The organism is Lysobacter luteus (assembly GCF_907164845.1).
Lineage (GTDB): Bacteria > Pseudomonadota > Gammaproteobacteria > Xanthomonadales > Xanthomonadaceae > Novilysobacter > Novilysobacter luteus.
Genome location: NZ_OU015430.1, coordinates 1,704,206 through 1,720,317, shown reverse-complemented (window position 1 = coordinate 1,720,317; position 16,112 = coordinate 1,704,206). Strand labels below are relative to the sequence as shown.

Sequence of the window (16,112 nt, the reverse complement as noted above, 5' to 3'; positions counted from 1 at the left end):
GGTCCTTGAGGCCCGCCGCGCTCAGCGGACCGGCATGCCGGCCTGCGCGGCCGGGTCGGCGTCGAGCAGGGCCAGTACACCGGCGTCGAAGCCGGCCGACAGGATCATCCCCTCGCTCAGGCCGAAGCGCATCTTGCGCGGCGCCAGGTTGGCGATGAACACGACGTTGCGCCCCACCAGCTTTTCCGGTTCCGGATACGAGGCACGGATGCCGGAGAAGATCTGCCGCTGGCCGAGTTCGCCGGCGTCGAGCTGGAAGCGCAGCAACTTGTCCGAGCCCTCGACGAACTCGCACTCGAGCACCTTGCCGATGCGCAGGTCGAGCTTCGCGAAATCGTCAATGCCGATCGTCGGGGCCGCGTCGCCCTCGCTCTGGGCGGCAACCGGGGTCTGCGCGGCACCCCCGGTCGGCGCCGGGCGGCTGGACGCGGATTGCGCAACGCCCTGCGAGGCGTTGTCCGGACGCTGCTCTGCGTGCTGCGGCTTCATGGATTCCTTGCTGGCTTCGGTCATGGCTTCGATGAGTTTCGGGTCGATGCGGGTGAACAACGGGGTGTAGGCGGCGATGCGGTGCGCGGTCAGCGGCGCGGCGATGGCGCTCCAGTCGTCGACCGGCGCGGCGAGGAAGGCTTCGGCCTGTGCGGTCACGCGCGGCAGCACCGGCTTGAGCGCCGTGTTGAGCACGCGGAACAGATTCAGCCCCTGGGTGCAGACCGCCTGCAGCTCCGCGTCGGCGCCCTCCTGCTTGGCGATCACCCACGGCTTGTGTTCGTCGATGTAGCGGTTGGCCTCGTCGGCCAGCGCCATCGTCAGCCGCAGGGCGGTGGCAGCCTCGTTGCGGGCATAGGCCTCGGCGATCGGGCGCAGCTGCTCGACGAAGCGCGCGTACATCGCCGGGTCCGGCAATGCGGCCGCGAGCTGGCCGTCGAAACGCTTGCTGATGAAGCCGGCGCAGCGGCTGGCCAGGTTGACGAACTTCCCGACCAGGTCCGAGTTCACCCGCGCGATGAAGTCGCCGAGGTTGAGGTCGAGGTCGTCGACCCCTCCGGTGGTCTTGGTGGCGAAGTAGTAGCGCAACGCCTCCGGGTCCAGGCCGGCGTCAAGGTAGCTGCGCGCCATCACGAAGGTGCCGCGCGACTTCGACATCTTGGCGCCGTCGACGGTCAGGTAGCCGTTGACGTGCAGGCGTGTCGGCGCACGGAAACCCGCGCCGTGCAGTACCGCCGGCCAGAACAGGCCATGGAAGTTGACGATGTCCTTGCCGATGAAGTGGTGCAGCTCGGTCTGGCTGTCGCGGGTGAGGTAGCTGAAGAAATCCAGTCCCTCGCGTTCGCACAGCGCCTGGAAGCTGGACAGGTAGCCGATCGGGGCGTCGATCCACACGTACAGGTATTTGCCAGGGTGGCCGGGGATCTCGAAACCGAAGTAGGGCGCGTCGCGCGAGATGTCCCAGGCGCGCAGGCCGCCCTCGGCGTCGAGCCATTCGCGCAGCTTGGCTTTCACGCCGGGCGCGGCGACGTCGCCGGCCAGCCACTCGCGCAGGAAAGCGTCGAAATCGCCGACTTCGAAGAAGAAATGTTCGGACTCGCGCAGCTCCGGCGTCGCGCCGCTTATGACCGAGCGCGGCTGCTTGAGCTCGGTCGGCGCATACGTCGCGCCGCAGTGCTCGCAGTTGTCGCCGTACTGGTCCGGCGTACCGCAGTTGGGGCAGGTCCCCTTGACGAAGCGGTCGGGCAGGAACATGCCCTTCGCCGGGTCATAGAGCTGGGCGACCGAGCGGCGCTTGATATGGCCGTTGTTGTCGAGCTTCGCGTAGATCGCTTCCGTCAGTGCCCGGTTGCGCGGCGAGTTGGTCGAGTCGTAGTGGTCGAAGGCGACGCCGAAGTCGGCGAAGTCCCGCTCGTGGCTCGCCTGGATGACCGCGATGTACGCCTCCGGCGTCATCCCGGCCTTCTCGGCGGCGAGCATGATCGGGGTGCCATGGGTGTCGTCGGCGCAGACGAAGTACGCCGCGTGGCCCGACAGCCGCTGCGCGCGGGCGAAGATGTCGCCCTGGATGTAGCCGACCAGGTGGCCCAGGTGCAGCGGGCCGTTGGCGTAGGGCAGGGCGCAGGTGACGACGAGCTCGCGGGACATGGCGTGGGGGCGGCGGAGGAAGCCGTCGATTATCGCATGCGTCCACGGGCCATCCAGCGGCCAATGGAAGACGAGCCAAACAGGAACGGCCCGCCAGGGGCGGGCCGTCCGGGGTCACGCGAGAGCGGGACGCGCGGTTACTTGCGCACCCAGGTCTGGGTCTTGCCCAGCAGGGAGAAGCCCATGAAACCGCGGACTTCGAGCTTGGCGCCGCCTTCGACCGGGCGCATCTTCACCGAGTAGACCTTGCCGCTGGCGGGGTCGAGGATCTTGCCGCCTTCCCAGCTGTCGCCGTCCTGGCTGACGCCCCACAGGATGACCATGCCTTCGATCGGCTGGTCCTTGCGTTCGCCGGTGCACTTCTTGCAGACCGGGTTCTCGCCCTGCTCGGATTGCAGGACCTCGACCACGCGGCCGGCAAGGCTGCCGTTGCGGGTCTCGTAGATTTCCACGGTCGACTTGGGCTGGTTGGTCTTGTCGTCGATGGTGGTCCAGGTGCCGACAGGGGACTCCTGCGCGAACACGGAGAACGACAGCGCCAGCAGCGGCAACGCGAGCAGGGTGGACAGTTTGCGCATTGGGATCCCTCCAGAGGATTCGTGGGCGTTCGGCGTGCCGTTGATGGGCGGGCCGATCGCGCTCTTTATACCGCATCCGTACGGTGGCGCACCCGCCCGCGGCCCGGGCCGGTTCAGCGTCATGAAGCGGACCCTGCCTGCCGGCCCCGGCACCTCCTGACCCAGGTCAGGCCGGCGCCACGGGTGTCCTGCGACAATGACGCCAACCCAAGGAGGCCCCACGTGACCGACCCGCTGCAGACCCGAATCGAATCACTCCCGATCCCCGGCACCGCCATCGCCGTGCGCGACGTGGCAGGACGCGTACGCGTCGCCCGGGCCGACGGCGCCGCTGCGGTGTCCATCGAGCTGGGAGTGCCGGTGGCTGGCTTGGAGGGCGACCTGCGGGACGCGGTGGCGGCATTGGTGTCCGCGGAGGGATTGTCGCTGTCGCGGCTGGAGCTGACCCAGCGGATCACTGCCCACGCGGTCCAGCCCAGGCTCTCGCCGTTGCCGCGGGTGCGCAACATCATCGCGGTCGGGTCGGGCAAGGGCGGGGTCGGCAAGTCGACCACGGCCGTCAACCTCGCGCTGGCGCTCGCCGCCGACGGCGCGCGCGTCGGCGTGCTCGACGCGGACGTCTACGGCCCCAGCGTGCCCATGATGCTCGGCCTCAACGGGCGTCCCGACAGCCCGGACGGCAAGTCGATCGAACCCATGCGCGCCCACGGCGTGGAGGCGATGTCGATCGGCCTGTTGGTCGACCAGGACACGCCGATGATCTGGCGCGGGCCGATGGCCACCGGTGCGCTGACCCAGTTGCTCAACGATACCCGCTGGGGCGAGCTGGACTACCTGGTGGTCGACCTGCCGCCGGGTACCGGCGACATCCAGCTGACGCTGGCCCAGAAGATCCCGGTGGCGGGCGCGATCATCGTCACCACCCCGCAGGACGTCGCCACGCTGGATGCCCGGAAGGCGCTGAAGATGTTCGAGAAGGTCGAGGTGCCGGTGCTCGGGTTGCTGGAGAACATGGCGGTGCATGTCTGCAGCAATTGCGGGCATGCCGAGCACGTATTCGGCGAGGGTGGCGGACAACGCATGTCCGCGCAGTACGGCGTGCCATTGCTGGGCAGCCTGCCGCTGGAACTGTCGATCCGGGAGCACGGCGATGCCGGGACACCGGTCGTGGTGGGGCAGCCGGGTTCGCCGGCGGCGAAGGCCTATCGAACCGCGGCGCGGCAGGTGGCGGCGCACCTGGCCATGCGGCCACGGGTGACGCCGTCGATCTCGGCGTCGCTGCTCTAGCCGCCGCAAAAAGAAGAAGGGCGACGCAAGCGCCGCCCTTCATCCTTGTAGCCGTTACCCGATCAGAACTTGTACTGCACCTGCACGAAGCCGGTGCGGCCGTACCAGTCGTACTGGGTGGCGAACGCCGGAACGTTGCCGTAACGGGTATCCACGCCCGAGGAGATGCGCGGCGGATCCTTGTCCAGCAGGTTGCGGATACCGACGAGCACGCTCCAGTTCGGCTGCTCGTAGCGCACGGAAGCCGTGTGGTAGAACGCCTGCTCGGCCCAGATGTCACGCCACGAGTCCGGACGACCCTGGTAGGTGTAGTTCGGGGTCAGGTCGCGGTTCTTGGTCGCACCGATGTACTCGGTCCGCCAGTTGTAGGACCAGTCGCCACGCTTGAGCTGCGCGTCCAGGTTGCCCACCAGCTTCGGACGGCCGATGTAGCCGGCGAAGTTGGACGAGCTGAAGCCGCTTTCCTCGGCGGTGTCGAACAGCTGGCTGACGTCTTCCATGGTGTACGTCAACTGGGTCTCGAGGGCGAGCTCGCCGAACGAGAAATCGTTGTCGTAGTTCATGATCAGGTCGTAACCACGGACCTGCTGCCGGTTGATGTTGATGTACTGGTTGCGGACCGTCTCGATCTTGAATGCATCGGTCGGGTGGCTGCCGGGGTTGCGGTCGAACAGCTCGCAGAAGTTGTTCGGGAACACCGGTGCGCCGTAGCAGCCGCCCAGGATCGACGCGCTGCTGAGCTGGCCGATCTGGTCGAACACCTCGTAGTCGAAGTAATCGAACGCGACGCTGAGGTTGGTGAACGACGGCGTGAGCACGATGCCGGCGGTGAACGCGGTCGAGGACTCCGGGTTCAGCACGCCTGCACCGCCGCCGGAGACGACCAGTGCCGAAGACGCGGCACCGTTGAAGTCCGCAGGAATGCCTTCAGCCGCGCAGTTGGTGCGGATGTTCTCGTTGTTGCTCTCGCCCCACTGGATGCAGGGGTCGATGGACAACTGCGAGGCGAAGCCGGTCTGGTTGCCCAGGAACAGCTCGTACAGGCCCGGGGCGCGGAACGAGGTGCCCTTGGTGGCGCGCAGGCGGACGGCCGAGTTGATCTGCCAGTTCGCACCGAGCTTCCAGACGTTGTCGCTGCCGTCGAGCGAGTCGTACTCGAACACGCGAGCCGAGCCGTTGAGCGACAGCGATTCGAAGCCGGGCTTGCCGCTGATCAGCGGAAGTTCGATTTCGGCAAACGCCTCGCGGACGTTGTCGTCGCCCTTGGTGACCTGGGCAGAGGTGGAGCCCCAAAGGTCGCCGTTGCGCGACAGGTCGCTGGGCTGGTCGTCGATGCTGTAGTTGCGGTACTCGACGCCGAACGCACCGGCCACCGCGCCGGCCGGCAGGTCGAACAGCTCGCCGGTCACGATACCGTTGACGACGGACTGGTCGTACACGGTGCTGCCGGTGTGCCACTCGCCGACCTGCGCCACCAGCTCGTTCATCCGCTCGCCGCTCAGGAAGCCAGGCGAGTAGTAATCAAGCACCGGGGCGGTGTCGTCGAACTGCACGTCGCCCGAGCGGGATGCCACGATGCCCAGGTTGCTGTAGGTACCTTCAGACCGGGTGTAGCTGGCGTTGACTTCCCAGGCCCACGTGTCGGTCGACTGGAACAGGCCGTCGAAGCGCGTGCGGCCGTAGAAGTAGTCGACGTCCACGTTGGTGGCCGACACGAACGGCATGATCGGCTGCGCCAGGCCGGACGGCACCGGGCTCACGTAATCAGGCGAGTTGGCGTAGGTGTACGCGTCGGTGCCGTAGATCGGCGGGGTCGTCGCGCCGCCCACCAGCGGGAAGAACTGGCGGTAGCCGAAGTTCTCGGTGGTGCGGTTGTTGTACAGCCACTGGGTCTGCCAGTTGAAGGCGTCGAAGCCGAAATCGGTCGCCGCGTAGACGCTCTTGCGCTCCTGGCGGTCAACGATGTGCTGGTTGCCGTAGAAGTCGAAGTTGAGGACGTCCTCGTAGTACGCCTGGTCGGAGTTGGCGTAGTTGGGGTTGTTGCGCGGACGGTAGCCGGGGATCAGGCCGACCGTGGAGCCATCGGGCGACGGGATGTAGCGGTAGCCATAGCCAGCGTCGATGACAGTGTTCGCGTACAGGTTGTTGCAGCCGCCCAGCGCGGTGTCACCGATGACCGAGCGGTCCTCGCGGTCGATCCGCGGGCCGCCCTCGTGGGCGTACGCGAGATCCTGCGGGCAGCTGAAGAAGTCGCGGTCGCCGACCTTGAGGGCTTCCTGCAGGTACCACTCACCAGCCAGCACGATGCTGCCGTTGTCGAAGTCCCAGCCGGTCGCGCCGGAGACGGTGTACACCTCGCCGCCGCCGTCGAACGGGGTGCGGGTGCTGAAGGTGATTTCCGGACGATCCACGCTCTTGCGGGTGATCATGTTGACCACGCCGGCCACCGCGTCGGAGCCGTAGATCGACGAGGCGCCGTCCTTCACGATCTCGACGCGCTGCAGGATCGACGACGGGATCACGTTGAGGTCGAACGCACCGACCTGGCCGCGGGTACCGGCCGGGCCGGGGCGCTGGCCGTCGAGCAGGACCAGGGTGCGGTTTGCACCCAGGCCACGCAGCGAGAGGGTCTGCACGCCGGTGCCGCCTTCGACGACGAAGCCGCCGAACTGGTTGTTGATCTGGGTCGAACCTGCCGCGACGCTCGACTTCTGCAGGAACTCGCCCGGGTTGACCAGGCCCAGCGCGACGTTGGTGTCGGCCGTGATCACCTGGATCGGCGAGGTGGACTCGTACTCGAAGCGGCGCAGCAGCGAGCCGGTGACGGTGATGCGATCGAGTTCGACCGCGTCATCCGCCGGTGCCTGGGTGGCGACCTGCTCCTGTTCCTGCGCCTCGGGTGCGGTTTCAGCCGCGTCCTGGGCGAAGGCGGTGGTCGTATAGAGGCAGGCCAGGACGGCTGCGACGAGTGGCCCGCGCTTCAGACGCTGATTGCTTGGTGCATGACGCGACATATCTCTCCCCTTTGAAAGGAACCACAAATTGACGTTGTTGCTCGTGGTGTTTGCGACCCGCGGGCCGCCCACCTGTTGGCCCCCTCCGTGGGGTGACCCGTTCCCGTTACAGCCCGCCCGGCCCACATTCGGTGGCCAGGTAGTTCTCGATCAGCCCCAGCATCCGGGTGTGGTGCGCCGGGTACCAGGGCATCGAATGCGGCATGTCGGCGATCAGCTCGAAACGTGCAGGCACGTGCTTGCGGACGCCGTCGTAGAAGCCCTTCGCATGGAATGCCGGCGTCCGCACGTCGCGGTCGCCGACCATCAGCAGCACCGGGATGTCCGCCGACGCGGTGTTGCGCATCGGGTCCATGCCGGTGACGGTCTGGCCCTGGAGGATTCGCTGGAGGCGGTTGGAGCTCCACGTGGTGCCGAGACGCGCCAGGTCGGTCACCGGAGCACCGGAGATGGCGCACTGGTACGGGCCGTCCTTGCGGACCACCGCCGCGGCGGCAGCGAACCCGCCGTAGGAATAGCCGAAGATGGCCATGCGGTCGGGATCGGCGATGCCCTGGGCCACCAGCCATGCGGCGCCGTCGTCCTTGTCGTCCTGCATCGACTCGCCCCATTGGCTGTCGCCGGCGACCCACAGATCACGACCCAGGCCGGACGAACCCCGGTACTGCGGACGCAGCACCGCGTAGCCGCGCGAGGTCAGGAACGGCACCCAGCCGGACTGGTCCCAGCCGCCGTGGTCGCGCGCCCAGGGGCCGCCATGCGGATGGATGATCGCGGGCAGGGGGGCATCGCCGGTCTTCCAGCCCACCGGCAGGTCGAGGATGGCCGGGATCTCCCGCCCGTCACGCGCCTTGTAGGTCACCCACTTCTGCTCGCCGATCTGGCCCGGCTCGATCCACGGACGCTCGCTGCCGATGGCGACCACCTGCTTGCGGTCCACCAGCACGTGGTGGGACGGGGCATGGCGATGGCTGCTCGCGGTGAACAGCACCCGCGACAGGTCGTCGTTGTAGCCCCGGATCGCGATGCCCTGGCCCGGGAAGGCCTGGCGCAGGCCGTCGTGGACCGCCTTCATGGTCGGGTCGATGAAGACCTGCTGGGGCTCCACGCCGTCCACCACGAAGCCCAGCACGCGGTTGAAGTTGCTCGGCTGCATGCCGGTGATCAGGCCGGTGATGGAGAACTCGGGATGCGCGGCCAGCGGCTCGTCGTCGAACGTGCGCGTGGACGGGTCGTAGACACGGGCCTCCACGCGATCGGAGAACAGGTCGGTCAGGACGTAGAAATCGCCGGAGGCCTCGTCGATGCCGACGACGTCCACCGTGTGGCGCGCGGTCAGCTTGGTGGTGAGTTCCTTGTGCTCCACGAACTCACCGGTGTCGGCGTTGCGGATCAGGATCCGCTGCTCGTACTCGTTGGACGCGATCGGCTCGATCTGAGACCGGGTCAACAAGTCGCCGGTGCGCGGGTGGAACAGGCCGGGGCTGGTCAGCCCGGTCCCGCGGAACAGCAGCTCGGTGTCGCCAGTGCGCAGGTTGTAGCGGTAGTAGTTGGCCGAGAACGTCATCTCGTTCATCTGCGAAACGATGACGTTCTCGGGGTCCAGCGGCAGCGAGTGCACCAGCGACGACGTGCCGGCGATCTCGAGGCAGCGCTGGGTGCGCTCGCTGATGCCCAGCCGGCGGGTGTTGTTGGCAAACGCCTCGCTGAAGTCCTCGTGGGTCGTGTCGGTCAGGTAGGCCTTGGTTACGAAGGTCTTGGTCGCGCCCGACACGCTGCCCTCGCCACAGCCGCCCAGCTCGCCGGTCCATTCCTGCCGCCCCAGCACCAGCACCCGGTCCGCCTTGAGGGCGCTGGCGGCGATGAACTTCATCCGGTCACCGGACGGTGTGACGACCGGGCCGGCGTCCATGTTGTCCAGGTTCCAGGTGGCCAGCGCGGTTTCCTGGAACTCGCTGCCGGGCGAGGCGACGATGGCGACCAGGTTCTTGCCATCGGCACTCATCGACGGCGACTGGATGGCAGGCACCCGCGCGAAATCGTCGATGGCGATCGGCTCGCGGGCCTGGACGCCGGTGGCGAACAGGGCGATGCAGCAGCTGTAGAGGACGTTGCGGACGGTCGTCTCGGTCATGGTTCTTCCCTTGGAATTGACAGGAAGAACCGGCGCGCCTGGCTCCGTTTTCCCCTGTAACGGGAACTTAACAGAAGATGACCGGTGTGTGACAAGGGTCTCCCCTGTTCAGCGAACGGATAGACAAAGGGCGCCGCGGCCCGGTTGGCCTAGAATCCGCGTTTCCGCCTCAAACCAGGGATCGCATGAGCATCAAGTCCGACCGTTGGATCCGCCGCATGGCCGAGCAGCACGCGATGATCGAGCCGTACGAGCCGGGCCAGGTGAAGTTCGCCGACAAGGGCGGGGCGGAGCGGATCGTCAGCTACGGCACCTCGAGCTACGGCTACGACGTGCGGTGCTCGCGCGAGTTCAAGGTGTTCACCAACATCAACTCGACCATCGTCGATCCCAAGCACTTCGATCCCAAGAGCTTTGTCGACATCGAGGCGGACGAGTGCATCATCCCGCCCAATTCGTTCGCGCTGGCGCGCACGGTCGAGTACTTCCGCATTCCGCGCGACACCCTGGTGGTGTGCCTGGGCAAGAGCACCTACGCGCGCTGCGGGATCATCGTCAACGTGACGCCGCTGGAGCCCGAGTGGGAAGGCCACGTCACGCTGGAGTTCAGTAACACCACGCCGCTGCCGGCGCGCATCTACGCGAACGAGGGCGTTGCGCAGATGCTGTTCTTCCAGGCGGCGGCCGACGACGTCTGCGAGACCTCGTACAAGGACCGCGGTGGCAAGTACCAGGGCCAGCGCGGCGTGACCCTGCCGCGCACCTGAGGCTCAGCCGGGACCGGCGCTGGCCAGCGCGGCCTGCAGCCGGTCCACCTGGCGGATCAGTTCTTCAGCCGTATGACGCTTGGCGCTGGCGGTGCCCCAGACAGGGCGCGGCCAGGCGATGTCGTGCTCGAAGCGCGCGATCACGTGGATGTGCAACTGGGGGACCAGGTTCCCCAGCGCGGCAACGTTGAGTTTGTGCGGTCGGAACTCGGCCTTGAGGGCCCGACTGGCCAGGCTGATTTCCCGGCTGAGGACGGCCTGCTGGGCGACGTCGAGGTCGATCCACTCCGTCGCATCCTCTACCCGCGGCACCAGGATCAGCCAGGGATGGTTGGCGTCGTCCATCAGCCGCAGTTCGCTGAGTTCCAGTGCGGCGACCGGGTGGGTGTCCTCGGCCAGTTGCGGATGCAGGTGCCAGCCGGGCGCGGGTGGGTGACGTCGGCTCATGCGGCCTCCGGGGTGCGGGTGGTCAGCGCAGGGCGTCGACCAGGAAATCGGTGGTGCGCTGCCAGGCGAGTGCAGCGCTGGCGGGTTCGAAGTCGTCACGCGGGTCGCAATTGAAACCGTGCCCCGCGGGGTAGACGTGGATCGTCGCGCCCGGATGGTGCTCACGATGCAGCGCGACGTGTTCGGGCGAGATGATCGGGTCGCGCTCACCGAAGTGGAACAGCATCGGCGCGCGCAGGGGCTCGTCGAGGAACGGTACGCTGCGGCCGCCGTAGTAGCTGACCGCCGGCAGGCCCAGCCGAGTGTTGCCGAGCAGGGCGAGCGTGCCACCCCAGCAGAACCCCACGGCGGCCGTGCGCAGCCCCTCGGCCTGGACGGTGCGCGCGGCGGCGGCGACCAGGTCAACTGCGCGGTCGAAGCCCAGCTCCGCCGTTAGCGCGCGTCCGCGTGCCACCCCGGCAGCGTCGTAGTCGAGCTCCACGTCGCGGCTGACCGGGTCGAACAGCGCCGGTGCCACGGCCACGAAGCCGGCCGCGGCAAAGCGCCCGGCCACGCTGCGGATATGCGCGTTCAGGCCGAAGATTTCATGGATGACGATCACCGCGCCCCGCGACGGTCCGGTGGGATCGCAGCGCCAGCCGCCAATGGGGCCGTGCGTGGTTTCGATGTCGACGCGGTGGTCCATGGCGATTCCGTTCAGTTGGCAGGCGGCCTGCAGCCCGGAACAGTCTAGCGCGGGGGCTATAATCCGCGGCCCGCCTGCGCCGATCGCGTCCTGCCCCCGTGGCCGGGCGCGGCGCCGCATGCCGGTTCCGCTTCGCACCCACCGGTAACCCATGTCCGTTCCCCACGCCCCTACCAAGAACCCCAAAGTCGGCTTCGTCAGCCTTGGTTGCCCCAAGGCGCTCGTCGACTCCGAGCGCATCCTGACCCAGCTGCGGGTCGAGGGTTACGACCTGGTGCCGACGTACGACGATGCCGACGTGGTGGTGGTCAACACCTGCGGCTTCATCGACTCGGCGGTCGCCGAATCGCTCGACGCGATCGGCGAGGCGATGGCCGAGAATGGCAAGGTCATCGTCACCGGGTGCCTGGGCAAGCGGGAGGAGGTCATCCGCGAGGCGCATCCGGGCGTGCTGTCGATCAGCGGGCCGCAGGACTACGACAGCGTGCTGGGCGCGGTGCACAAAGCCCTGCCGCCGCGCCACGATCCGTTCATCAGCCTGGTCCCGGACACCGGCATCAAGCTGACGCCCAAGCACTACGCCTACCTGAAGATTTCCGAAGGCTGCAACCACCGCTGCAGCTTCTGCATCATCCCGTCGATGCGCGGCGACCTTGTCTCGCGCCCGGTCGACCAGGTCCTGCGCGAGGCCGAAAAGCTCGCGATGGGTGGGGTGAAGGAGCTGCTGGTGATCTCGCAGGACACGTCCGCCTATGGCGTCGACGTCCGCTATGCCGAGCGCGAGTGGCGCGGCCGGGCGTACCAGACACGGATGAAGGCGTTGTGCGAAGGGCTCGGCGAGCTCGGCCTGTGGACGCGCCTGCACTACGTGTATCCGTACCCGCACGTCGACGAGATCATCCCGCTGATGGCCGAGGGACGGATCCTTCCGTACCTGGACATTCCGTTCCAGCACGCCAGTCCGCGGGTACTGAAGCTGATGAAGCGCCCGGGCGCGGTCGACAAGACCCTGGAGCGGATCCGCCGGTGGCGCGATGTGTGCCCGGAGCTGACCATCCGCTCGACCTTCATCGTCGGCTTCCCGGGCGAGACCGACGCGGAGTTCGAGGAGCTGCTGGACTTCCTCGACGAGGCCCAGCTGGACCGGGTGGGCGCGTTCGCCTACTCGCCGGTGGAGGGTGCGAAGGCCAACGCGTTGCCCGACCCCGTGCCAGAGGCGCTCAAGCAGGAGCGCCTGGCGCGCTTCATGGAGCGGCAGGCGGGGATTTCCGAGGCCAAGCTCGAGGCCAAGGTCGGCAGCATCCAGCGCTGCATCGTCGACGCGGTCGACGGTGAGCTGGCGATCGCGCGTTCCATGGCCGATGCACCCGAGATCGACGGCCTGGTGCAGATCCAGAACGGCTACTTCGCCGGCCTCAAGCCGGGCGACTTCTGCGATGTCGAGATCATGGGCAGCGACGAGCACGACCTGTTCGGCGAGGTCGTGTTCGGGGACTGAGTGGCTGCGCAACCCTGATCGCCGCCGGAGGTTGTAGGAGCGGCTTCAGCCGCGATCTGCACGCGTTGCGCGACCGAATGGCCGATCGCGGCTAAAGCCGCTCCTACAGGTAGTCGACGGCGACGATCGCGAACCTACGCATACCGCCGGGCAGTTCCGCCTCGAACCCGTCGTCCAGCCGCTTCTTCAGCATCGCCCGCGCAAGCGGCGAGTCGATGCTGATCCAGCCGAGCCTGGCATCGGTCTCGTCGGGGCCGACGATCCGGTAGCGCCGGCATTCGCCGCTGACTTCATCCTCGACCTCGACGGTGGCGCCGAAGAACACCGCCGACGGGTCCGACGGCGACTCGTCGACCACGCGCAGCGCGGGCACCCGCTTGCTCAGGTAACGCACGCGCCGGTCGATCTCGCCCAGCTGCTTCTTGCGGTAGGTGTACTCGGCATTCTCCGAACGGTCGCCCTCGGCTGCCGCGGCCGCAAGCGCCTTGACCACCTCGGGGCGTTTGACCCGCCACAGCTCGTCCAGCTCCGCCTTCAGGCGCTCGTGCCCGGCGCGGGTGATCAGCGCGGTGCTTTTTTCTGCGGGGGGACGCCAGCGGCCCATGGTTGTTCCTGTGTGCGGGAGCATGTTGCGAACGGGGCTTATGCCCCAGCCGCCGGCCGTGTTCAAGCCGCACGTGCTTGCGCCGCACGCGCCTGATCGCCGAACCTTGCGTGCTGTCGACACGGACGCCGCCCATGCTGATCCTGCCCCTGCATCGCCCGATCACCCGCGCCAGCTTCCCTGTGGTCACGGCGCTGCTGATCATCGTCAACGTGCTGGTGTTCTTCGGCTGGCAGGCCGGCGACGAGGCGGCGGTGGACCGTGCGCGGACCCATTACGTCGACAGCGGGCTGGCACGGTTTGAACTGCCCGCCTACGAGCGGCACCTGCTGGCGACCAACCAGATAGATGCGCTCGACGAACTCCGGCAGCTGCCAGCCGGCGCGCGCGCCGATTACATATCCCAGGTCACCCTGACCGACGTTGCCTACCTGGACGCGCTGCATGCCGGCGCACTGTTCGACGGCGCGGCCGCGCTGGAAGCCTGGCGGCCCCTGCGTGCGGCCTATGACGCCGAACTGGAGAACGTCTTCACCCTCAGGCACATGCTGCGCAGTTCCGAGGTCGACCCTTGGCGGATGCTGGCGGCGGCGTTCCTGCATGGCGGGGTGATGCACCTGGTCGGCAACATGGTGTTCCTGCTGGCGCTGGGGGTGCTGGTGGAGGGCGCTCTGGGACCGTGGCGCCACTTGGGGCTGTACCTGCTCGGGGCGGTCGGCTCGAGCGCGGTGTCGTTGCTGTGGCGCTGGGGCGAGGCCGGGGGCGGGCTCGGCGCGTCCGGTGCGGTGGCGGCGCTGATGGGGGCCTTCTGTGTGGTCTGGGGCCGCCAGCCGGTGCGGTTCTTCTACTGGTTCGGGGTGGTGTTCGACTACGTGCGTGCACCCGCGATCCTGCTGCTGCCGGCGTGGCTCGGCTGGGAAGCATGGAACCTGATGTCCAACGCCGACAGCAACGTCGGCTTCGACGCGCACATCGGCGGGCTGGTCAGCGGCGCGCTGCTGGGCGGGCTGCTGGTGGGCCTGGGGCAGGTGCGCGAATCCTTCATTGCCGACGACGGTGGGCGCCAGGTCGACGATCGGTGGGAGCGTGCCCAAGCCTGCCTGGGACGCCTGCAGCTGGCCGAGGCCGACGCGCTGCTAAGCGAGCTGGCCGACGAACAACCGCAACGATTCGACATCAGGCTGATGCGCTACCGGGTGGCACGAAATGCCGGCCGCCACGCGACGATCGCCGAACGAGCCCGCGAACTGCTGCAGGCTGACGCACCGGACAGCGACGGAATCCACGCGCAACAGGGCGCGCTGGCCGACCTGGACGGTACCGACGATGCGTTGCCGCTGACCGAGCGCCTCGGGCTGGCGCGGCGCTGGCTGGCGGCGGGTGCGCTGGATGCAGTGGAGGCGGCGCTGGCACCACTCACTGGCGAAGCGGAAGGCGAGGAGGCCGACGCGCTGGTGGCCCAATTGTGGTTCCAGCTCGCACTCGCGCATCGCGAGTGCCATCAGGACGATGCGCATGCACGTACGTTGCGTCGACTGGCCGAGCGCTACCCGGCGCAGCCGCAGGCGGCGAAGGCCCGGTTCCTGCTCGGCGAACTCGAAGGCGCCGGCGCGGCGACGGCGCCGGCCGGCTAGCCCAACTGCGGCGCCGGACCGGGCGTCGTCTCAGGCGGTTTCGGGCACCTGCAACGCCTTCATCGCCGCCGCGATCTTCGACTGCAGCCCGGGGTCCTCGCAACGCTCCAAAGACTGCTGCAGCAGTGCACGGGCGTCATCGTCACGTCCGGAGCGCTCGACCAGCAGCAACGCGGCGTCCAGCCCCCAGCGCGATGCGTCGGGATGGCGCGGGTGCGCGCGCAGCATTGCAGCCAGCGTGTCGGCTGCCAGCTGTCCCTGGCCCGCCAGCCGGGCACGCTCGGCCAGTGCCTGGGCGTGTTCGACCTGGGCCGGCACGAAATCGGGGTTGGCATCCAGCGTCGTGCGCAGCAGGCCGAGGGCGCGCCGTTCCTCGCGCTCGAGCATCAGCAGGTTGAGGTACTCGCCCGCATGGCCGGTCAGCGCCGCGGCATCGCCGGACTGCCGCAGCAGGCGGTGGTAGAGCTCGTGAACCTCCAGGCTGACCGCCCGGCTGCGCGTCTCCGCCCGCAGCAGCTCCAGTGCGGCATCCGGGTGGCCATCGCGAACGTGCGCCTCGGCCTCGCCGAGCAGGTCCGCGTCGGGCGCGTGACGGCCGGGCAGGCCATCGCGCGCTGCCGGCTCGTAGCCCAGCGCCTCGTGGTACTGGTAGATGAGATAGCCCATGAGATGGAACGCGGCAAACAGGCCCCAGAACGACACCGCGGTGACAGCCAGGTCGGCGATGACCGGCGGCATCCAGCGAGCCAGCCAGACACTCGCCGTCAGCGCACTGGCCTGGATCACGAACAGCAGCCCGAACACCGCCAGGTATGGCCAGCCGATCCGTCCGACCAGGGCCAATGGCGTCGAGGGGTTGAGCGCGTGCGACAGGCTGCCGTCCATCGCCAGCGACATCACGCAACCCGGCTGCATGAAGGCGACCAGCGCCAGCACCGCCAACCCGATGATCGGGCCGCCGACCAGCAACGCGGCCAGGACCACCACGATGAAGACCAGTTGCATTGCGATCAGCCGTGCCACCACGCCGTCGCCGGTGCCCAGCACCACCTCCGGCGCTTCCAGCCGGCCGTCGGCGGTCGCGCGCAACACCTCGAAGGCGTACTTGTAGGCGCCGATCCACACCAGCAGGGCGACCACCCAACCCACCACCGGGATCATGCCGAGCAGGCTGGCCAGCGTGAGCGCGACCAGGCTCGCCAGCGCCGCACCGCGGAAGGGGTAGAGGGTGATGGCGCGGAGGCGCTGCCAGAACGGCTCCGGCGTGTCGCGGTGGATGGATGACATTGGATTCGCTCCCTGAACAAGGCGTTCATTCTGCGGGGGCG

Annotated in this window: 12 protein-coding genes; 4 read left to right on the top strand and 8 right to left on the bottom strand. The window is 68.1% G+C overall.

All coding sequences use genetic code 11. The annotated features are described in order from the left end of the window. Positions 1-21: 21 nt before the first annotated feature. Positions 22-2,136: a methionine--tRNA ligase gene (gene metG / locus KOD61_RS07995; protein ID WP_215218193.1), complete on the bottom strand. Its 2,115-nt coding sequence runs from the start codon at positions 2,134-2,136 to the stop codon at positions 22-24. A 137-nt stretch (positions 2,137-2,273) separates the two neighbouring features. Beyond that, complete coding sequence (locus KOD61_RS07990) at positions 2,274-2,714, bottom strand: DUF2147 domain-containing protein (RefSeq protein WP_215218192.1); 441 nt, start codon at positions 2,712-2,714, stop codon at positions 2,274-2,276. Between the two features lie 435 nt (positions 2,715-3,149). On the opposite strand from KOD61_RS07990, the gene apbC reads away from it, so the two are divergent. After that, complete coding sequence (gene apbC / locus KOD61_RS07985) at positions 3,150-4,001, top strand: iron-sulfur cluster carrier protein ApbC (protein WP_251370706.1); 852 nt, start codon at positions 3,150-3,152, stop codon at positions 3,999-4,001. Between the two features lie 62 nt (positions 4,002-4,063). On the opposite strand, the gene KOD61_RS07980 is transcribed toward apbC, so the two are convergent. Continuing rightward, positions 4,064-7,015 carry a TonB-dependent receptor plug domain-containing protein gene (locus KOD61_RS07980; RefSeq protein ID WP_215218191.1) on the bottom strand — a complete coding sequence of 984 codons (2,952 nt, stop codon included), beginning with the start codon at positions 7,013-7,015 and terminating at the stop codon, positions 4,064-4,066. Between the two features lie 106 nt (positions 7,016-7,121). Then, positions 7,122-9,149 (bottom strand): alpha/beta hydrolase family protein, encoded by a 2,028-nt coding sequence (locus tag KOD61_RS07975; protein WP_215218190.1) that lies wholly within the window; start codon positions 9,147-9,149, stop codon positions 7,122-7,124. A gap of 185 nt (positions 9,150-9,334) precedes the next feature. Between KOD61_RS07975 and dcd the strand changes: the two genes are divergently transcribed. Continuing rightward, on the top strand, positions 9,335-9,916 hold the full coding sequence (dcd, locus tag KOD61_RS07970) for a dCTP deaminase (protein ID WP_215218189.1): 582 nt from the start codon (positions 9,335-9,337) through the stop codon (positions 9,914-9,916). 3 nt (positions 9,917-9,919) lie between these two features. Here dcd and KOD61_RS07965 read toward each other — a convergent pair whose 3' ends face one another. Further along, on the bottom strand, positions 9,920-10,363 hold the full coding sequence (locus KOD61_RS07965; protein ID WP_215218188.1) for an HIT domain-containing protein: 444 nt from the start codon (positions 10,361-10,363) through the stop codon (positions 9,920-9,922). A gap of 22 nt (positions 10,364-10,385) precedes the next feature. Further along, positions 10,386-11,048 carry a dienelactone hydrolase family protein gene (locus KOD61_RS07960; RefSeq protein ID WP_215218187.1) on the bottom strand — a complete coding sequence of 221 codons (663 nt, stop codon included), beginning with the start codon at positions 11,046-11,048 and terminating at the stop codon, positions 10,386-10,388. Positions 11,049-11,199: 151 nt separating this feature from the next. Between KOD61_RS07960 and rimO the strand changes: the two genes are divergently transcribed. Continuing rightward, the gene (rimO, locus tag KOD61_RS07955) at positions 11,200-12,546 is read left to right on the top strand and encodes a 30S ribosomal protein S12 methylthiotransferase RimO (protein WP_215218186.1); all 1,347 of its coding nucleotides are present in this window, start codon (positions 11,200-11,202) and stop codon (positions 12,544-12,546) included. A 103-nt stretch (positions 12,547-12,649) separates the two neighbouring features. Here rimO and greB read toward each other — a convergent pair whose 3' ends face one another. Continuing rightward, positions 12,650-13,150, bottom strand: coding sequence for a transcription elongation factor GreB (gene greB, locus KOD61_RS07950; RefSeq protein WP_215218185.1), 501 nt, complete (start codon positions 13,148-13,150; stop codon positions 12,650-12,652). A gap of 134 nt (positions 13,151-13,284) precedes the next feature. On the opposite strand from greB, the gene KOD61_RS07945 reads away from it, so the two are divergent. Further along, the gene (locus tag KOD61_RS07945) at positions 13,285-14,784 is read left to right on the top strand and encodes a rhomboid family intramembrane serine protease (protein ID WP_215218184.1); all 1,500 of its coding nucleotides are present in this window, start codon (positions 13,285-13,287) and stop codon (positions 14,782-14,784) included. A gap of 30 nt (positions 14,785-14,814) precedes the next feature. Here the strand turns inward: KOD61_RS07945 and KOD61_RS07940 are convergent, their stop codons facing one another. After that, entirely contained in the window at positions 14,815-16,071 is a 1,257-nt protein-coding gene (locus KOD61_RS07940) for a DUF4013 domain-containing protein (protein WP_215218183.1), read from the bottom strand. Positions 16,072-16,112 lie beyond the last annotated feature (41 nt).

What these genes read in the sequence shown, in the direction of transcription:
- metG (WP_215218193.1), bottom strand. Translation starts at nt 2,136, where the DNA reads ATGTCCCGCGAGCTCGTCGTCACCTGCGCCCTGCCCTACGCCAACGGC.
- KOD61_RS07990 (WP_215218192.1), bottom strand. Translation starts at nt 2,714, where the DNA reads ATGCGCAAACTGTCCACCCTGCTCGCGTTGCCGCTGCTGGCGCTGTCG.
- KOD61_RS07980 (WP_215218191.1), bottom strand. Translation starts at nt 7,015, where the DNA reads ATGTCGCGTCATGCACCAAGCAATCAGCGTCTGAAGCGCGGGCCACTC.
- KOD61_RS07975 (WP_215218190.1), bottom strand. Translation starts at nt 9,149, where the DNA reads ATGACCGAGACGACCGTCCGCAACGTCCTCTACAGCTGCTGCATCGCC.
- dcd (WP_215218189.1), top strand. Translation starts at nt 9,335, where the DNA reads ATGAGCATCAAGTCCGACCGTTGGATCCGCCGCATGGCCGAGCAGCAC.
- KOD61_RS07965 (WP_215218188.1), bottom strand. Translation starts at nt 10,363, where the DNA reads ATGAGCCGACGTCACCCACCCGCGCCCGGCTGGCACCTGCATCCGCAA.
- KOD61_RS07960 (WP_215218187.1), bottom strand. Translation starts at nt 11,048, where the DNA reads ATGGACCACCGCGTCGACATCGAAACCACGCACGGCCCCATTGGCGGC.
- rimO (WP_215218186.1), top strand. Translation starts at nt 11,200, where the DNA reads ATGTCCGTTCCCCACGCCCCTACCAAGAACCCCAAAGTCGGCTTCGTC.
- greB (WP_215218185.1), bottom strand. Translation starts at nt 13,150, where the DNA reads ATGGGCCGCTGGCGTCCCCCCGCAGAAAAAAGCACCGCGCTGATCACC.
- KOD61_RS07945 (WP_215218184.1), top strand. Translation starts at nt 13,285, where the DNA reads ATGCTGATCCTGCCCCTGCATCGCCCGATCACCCGCGCCAGCTTCCCT.
- KOD61_RS07940 (WP_215218183.1), bottom strand. Translation starts at nt 16,071, where the DNA reads ATGTCATCCATCCACCGCGACACGCCGGAGCCGTTCTGGCAGCGCCTC.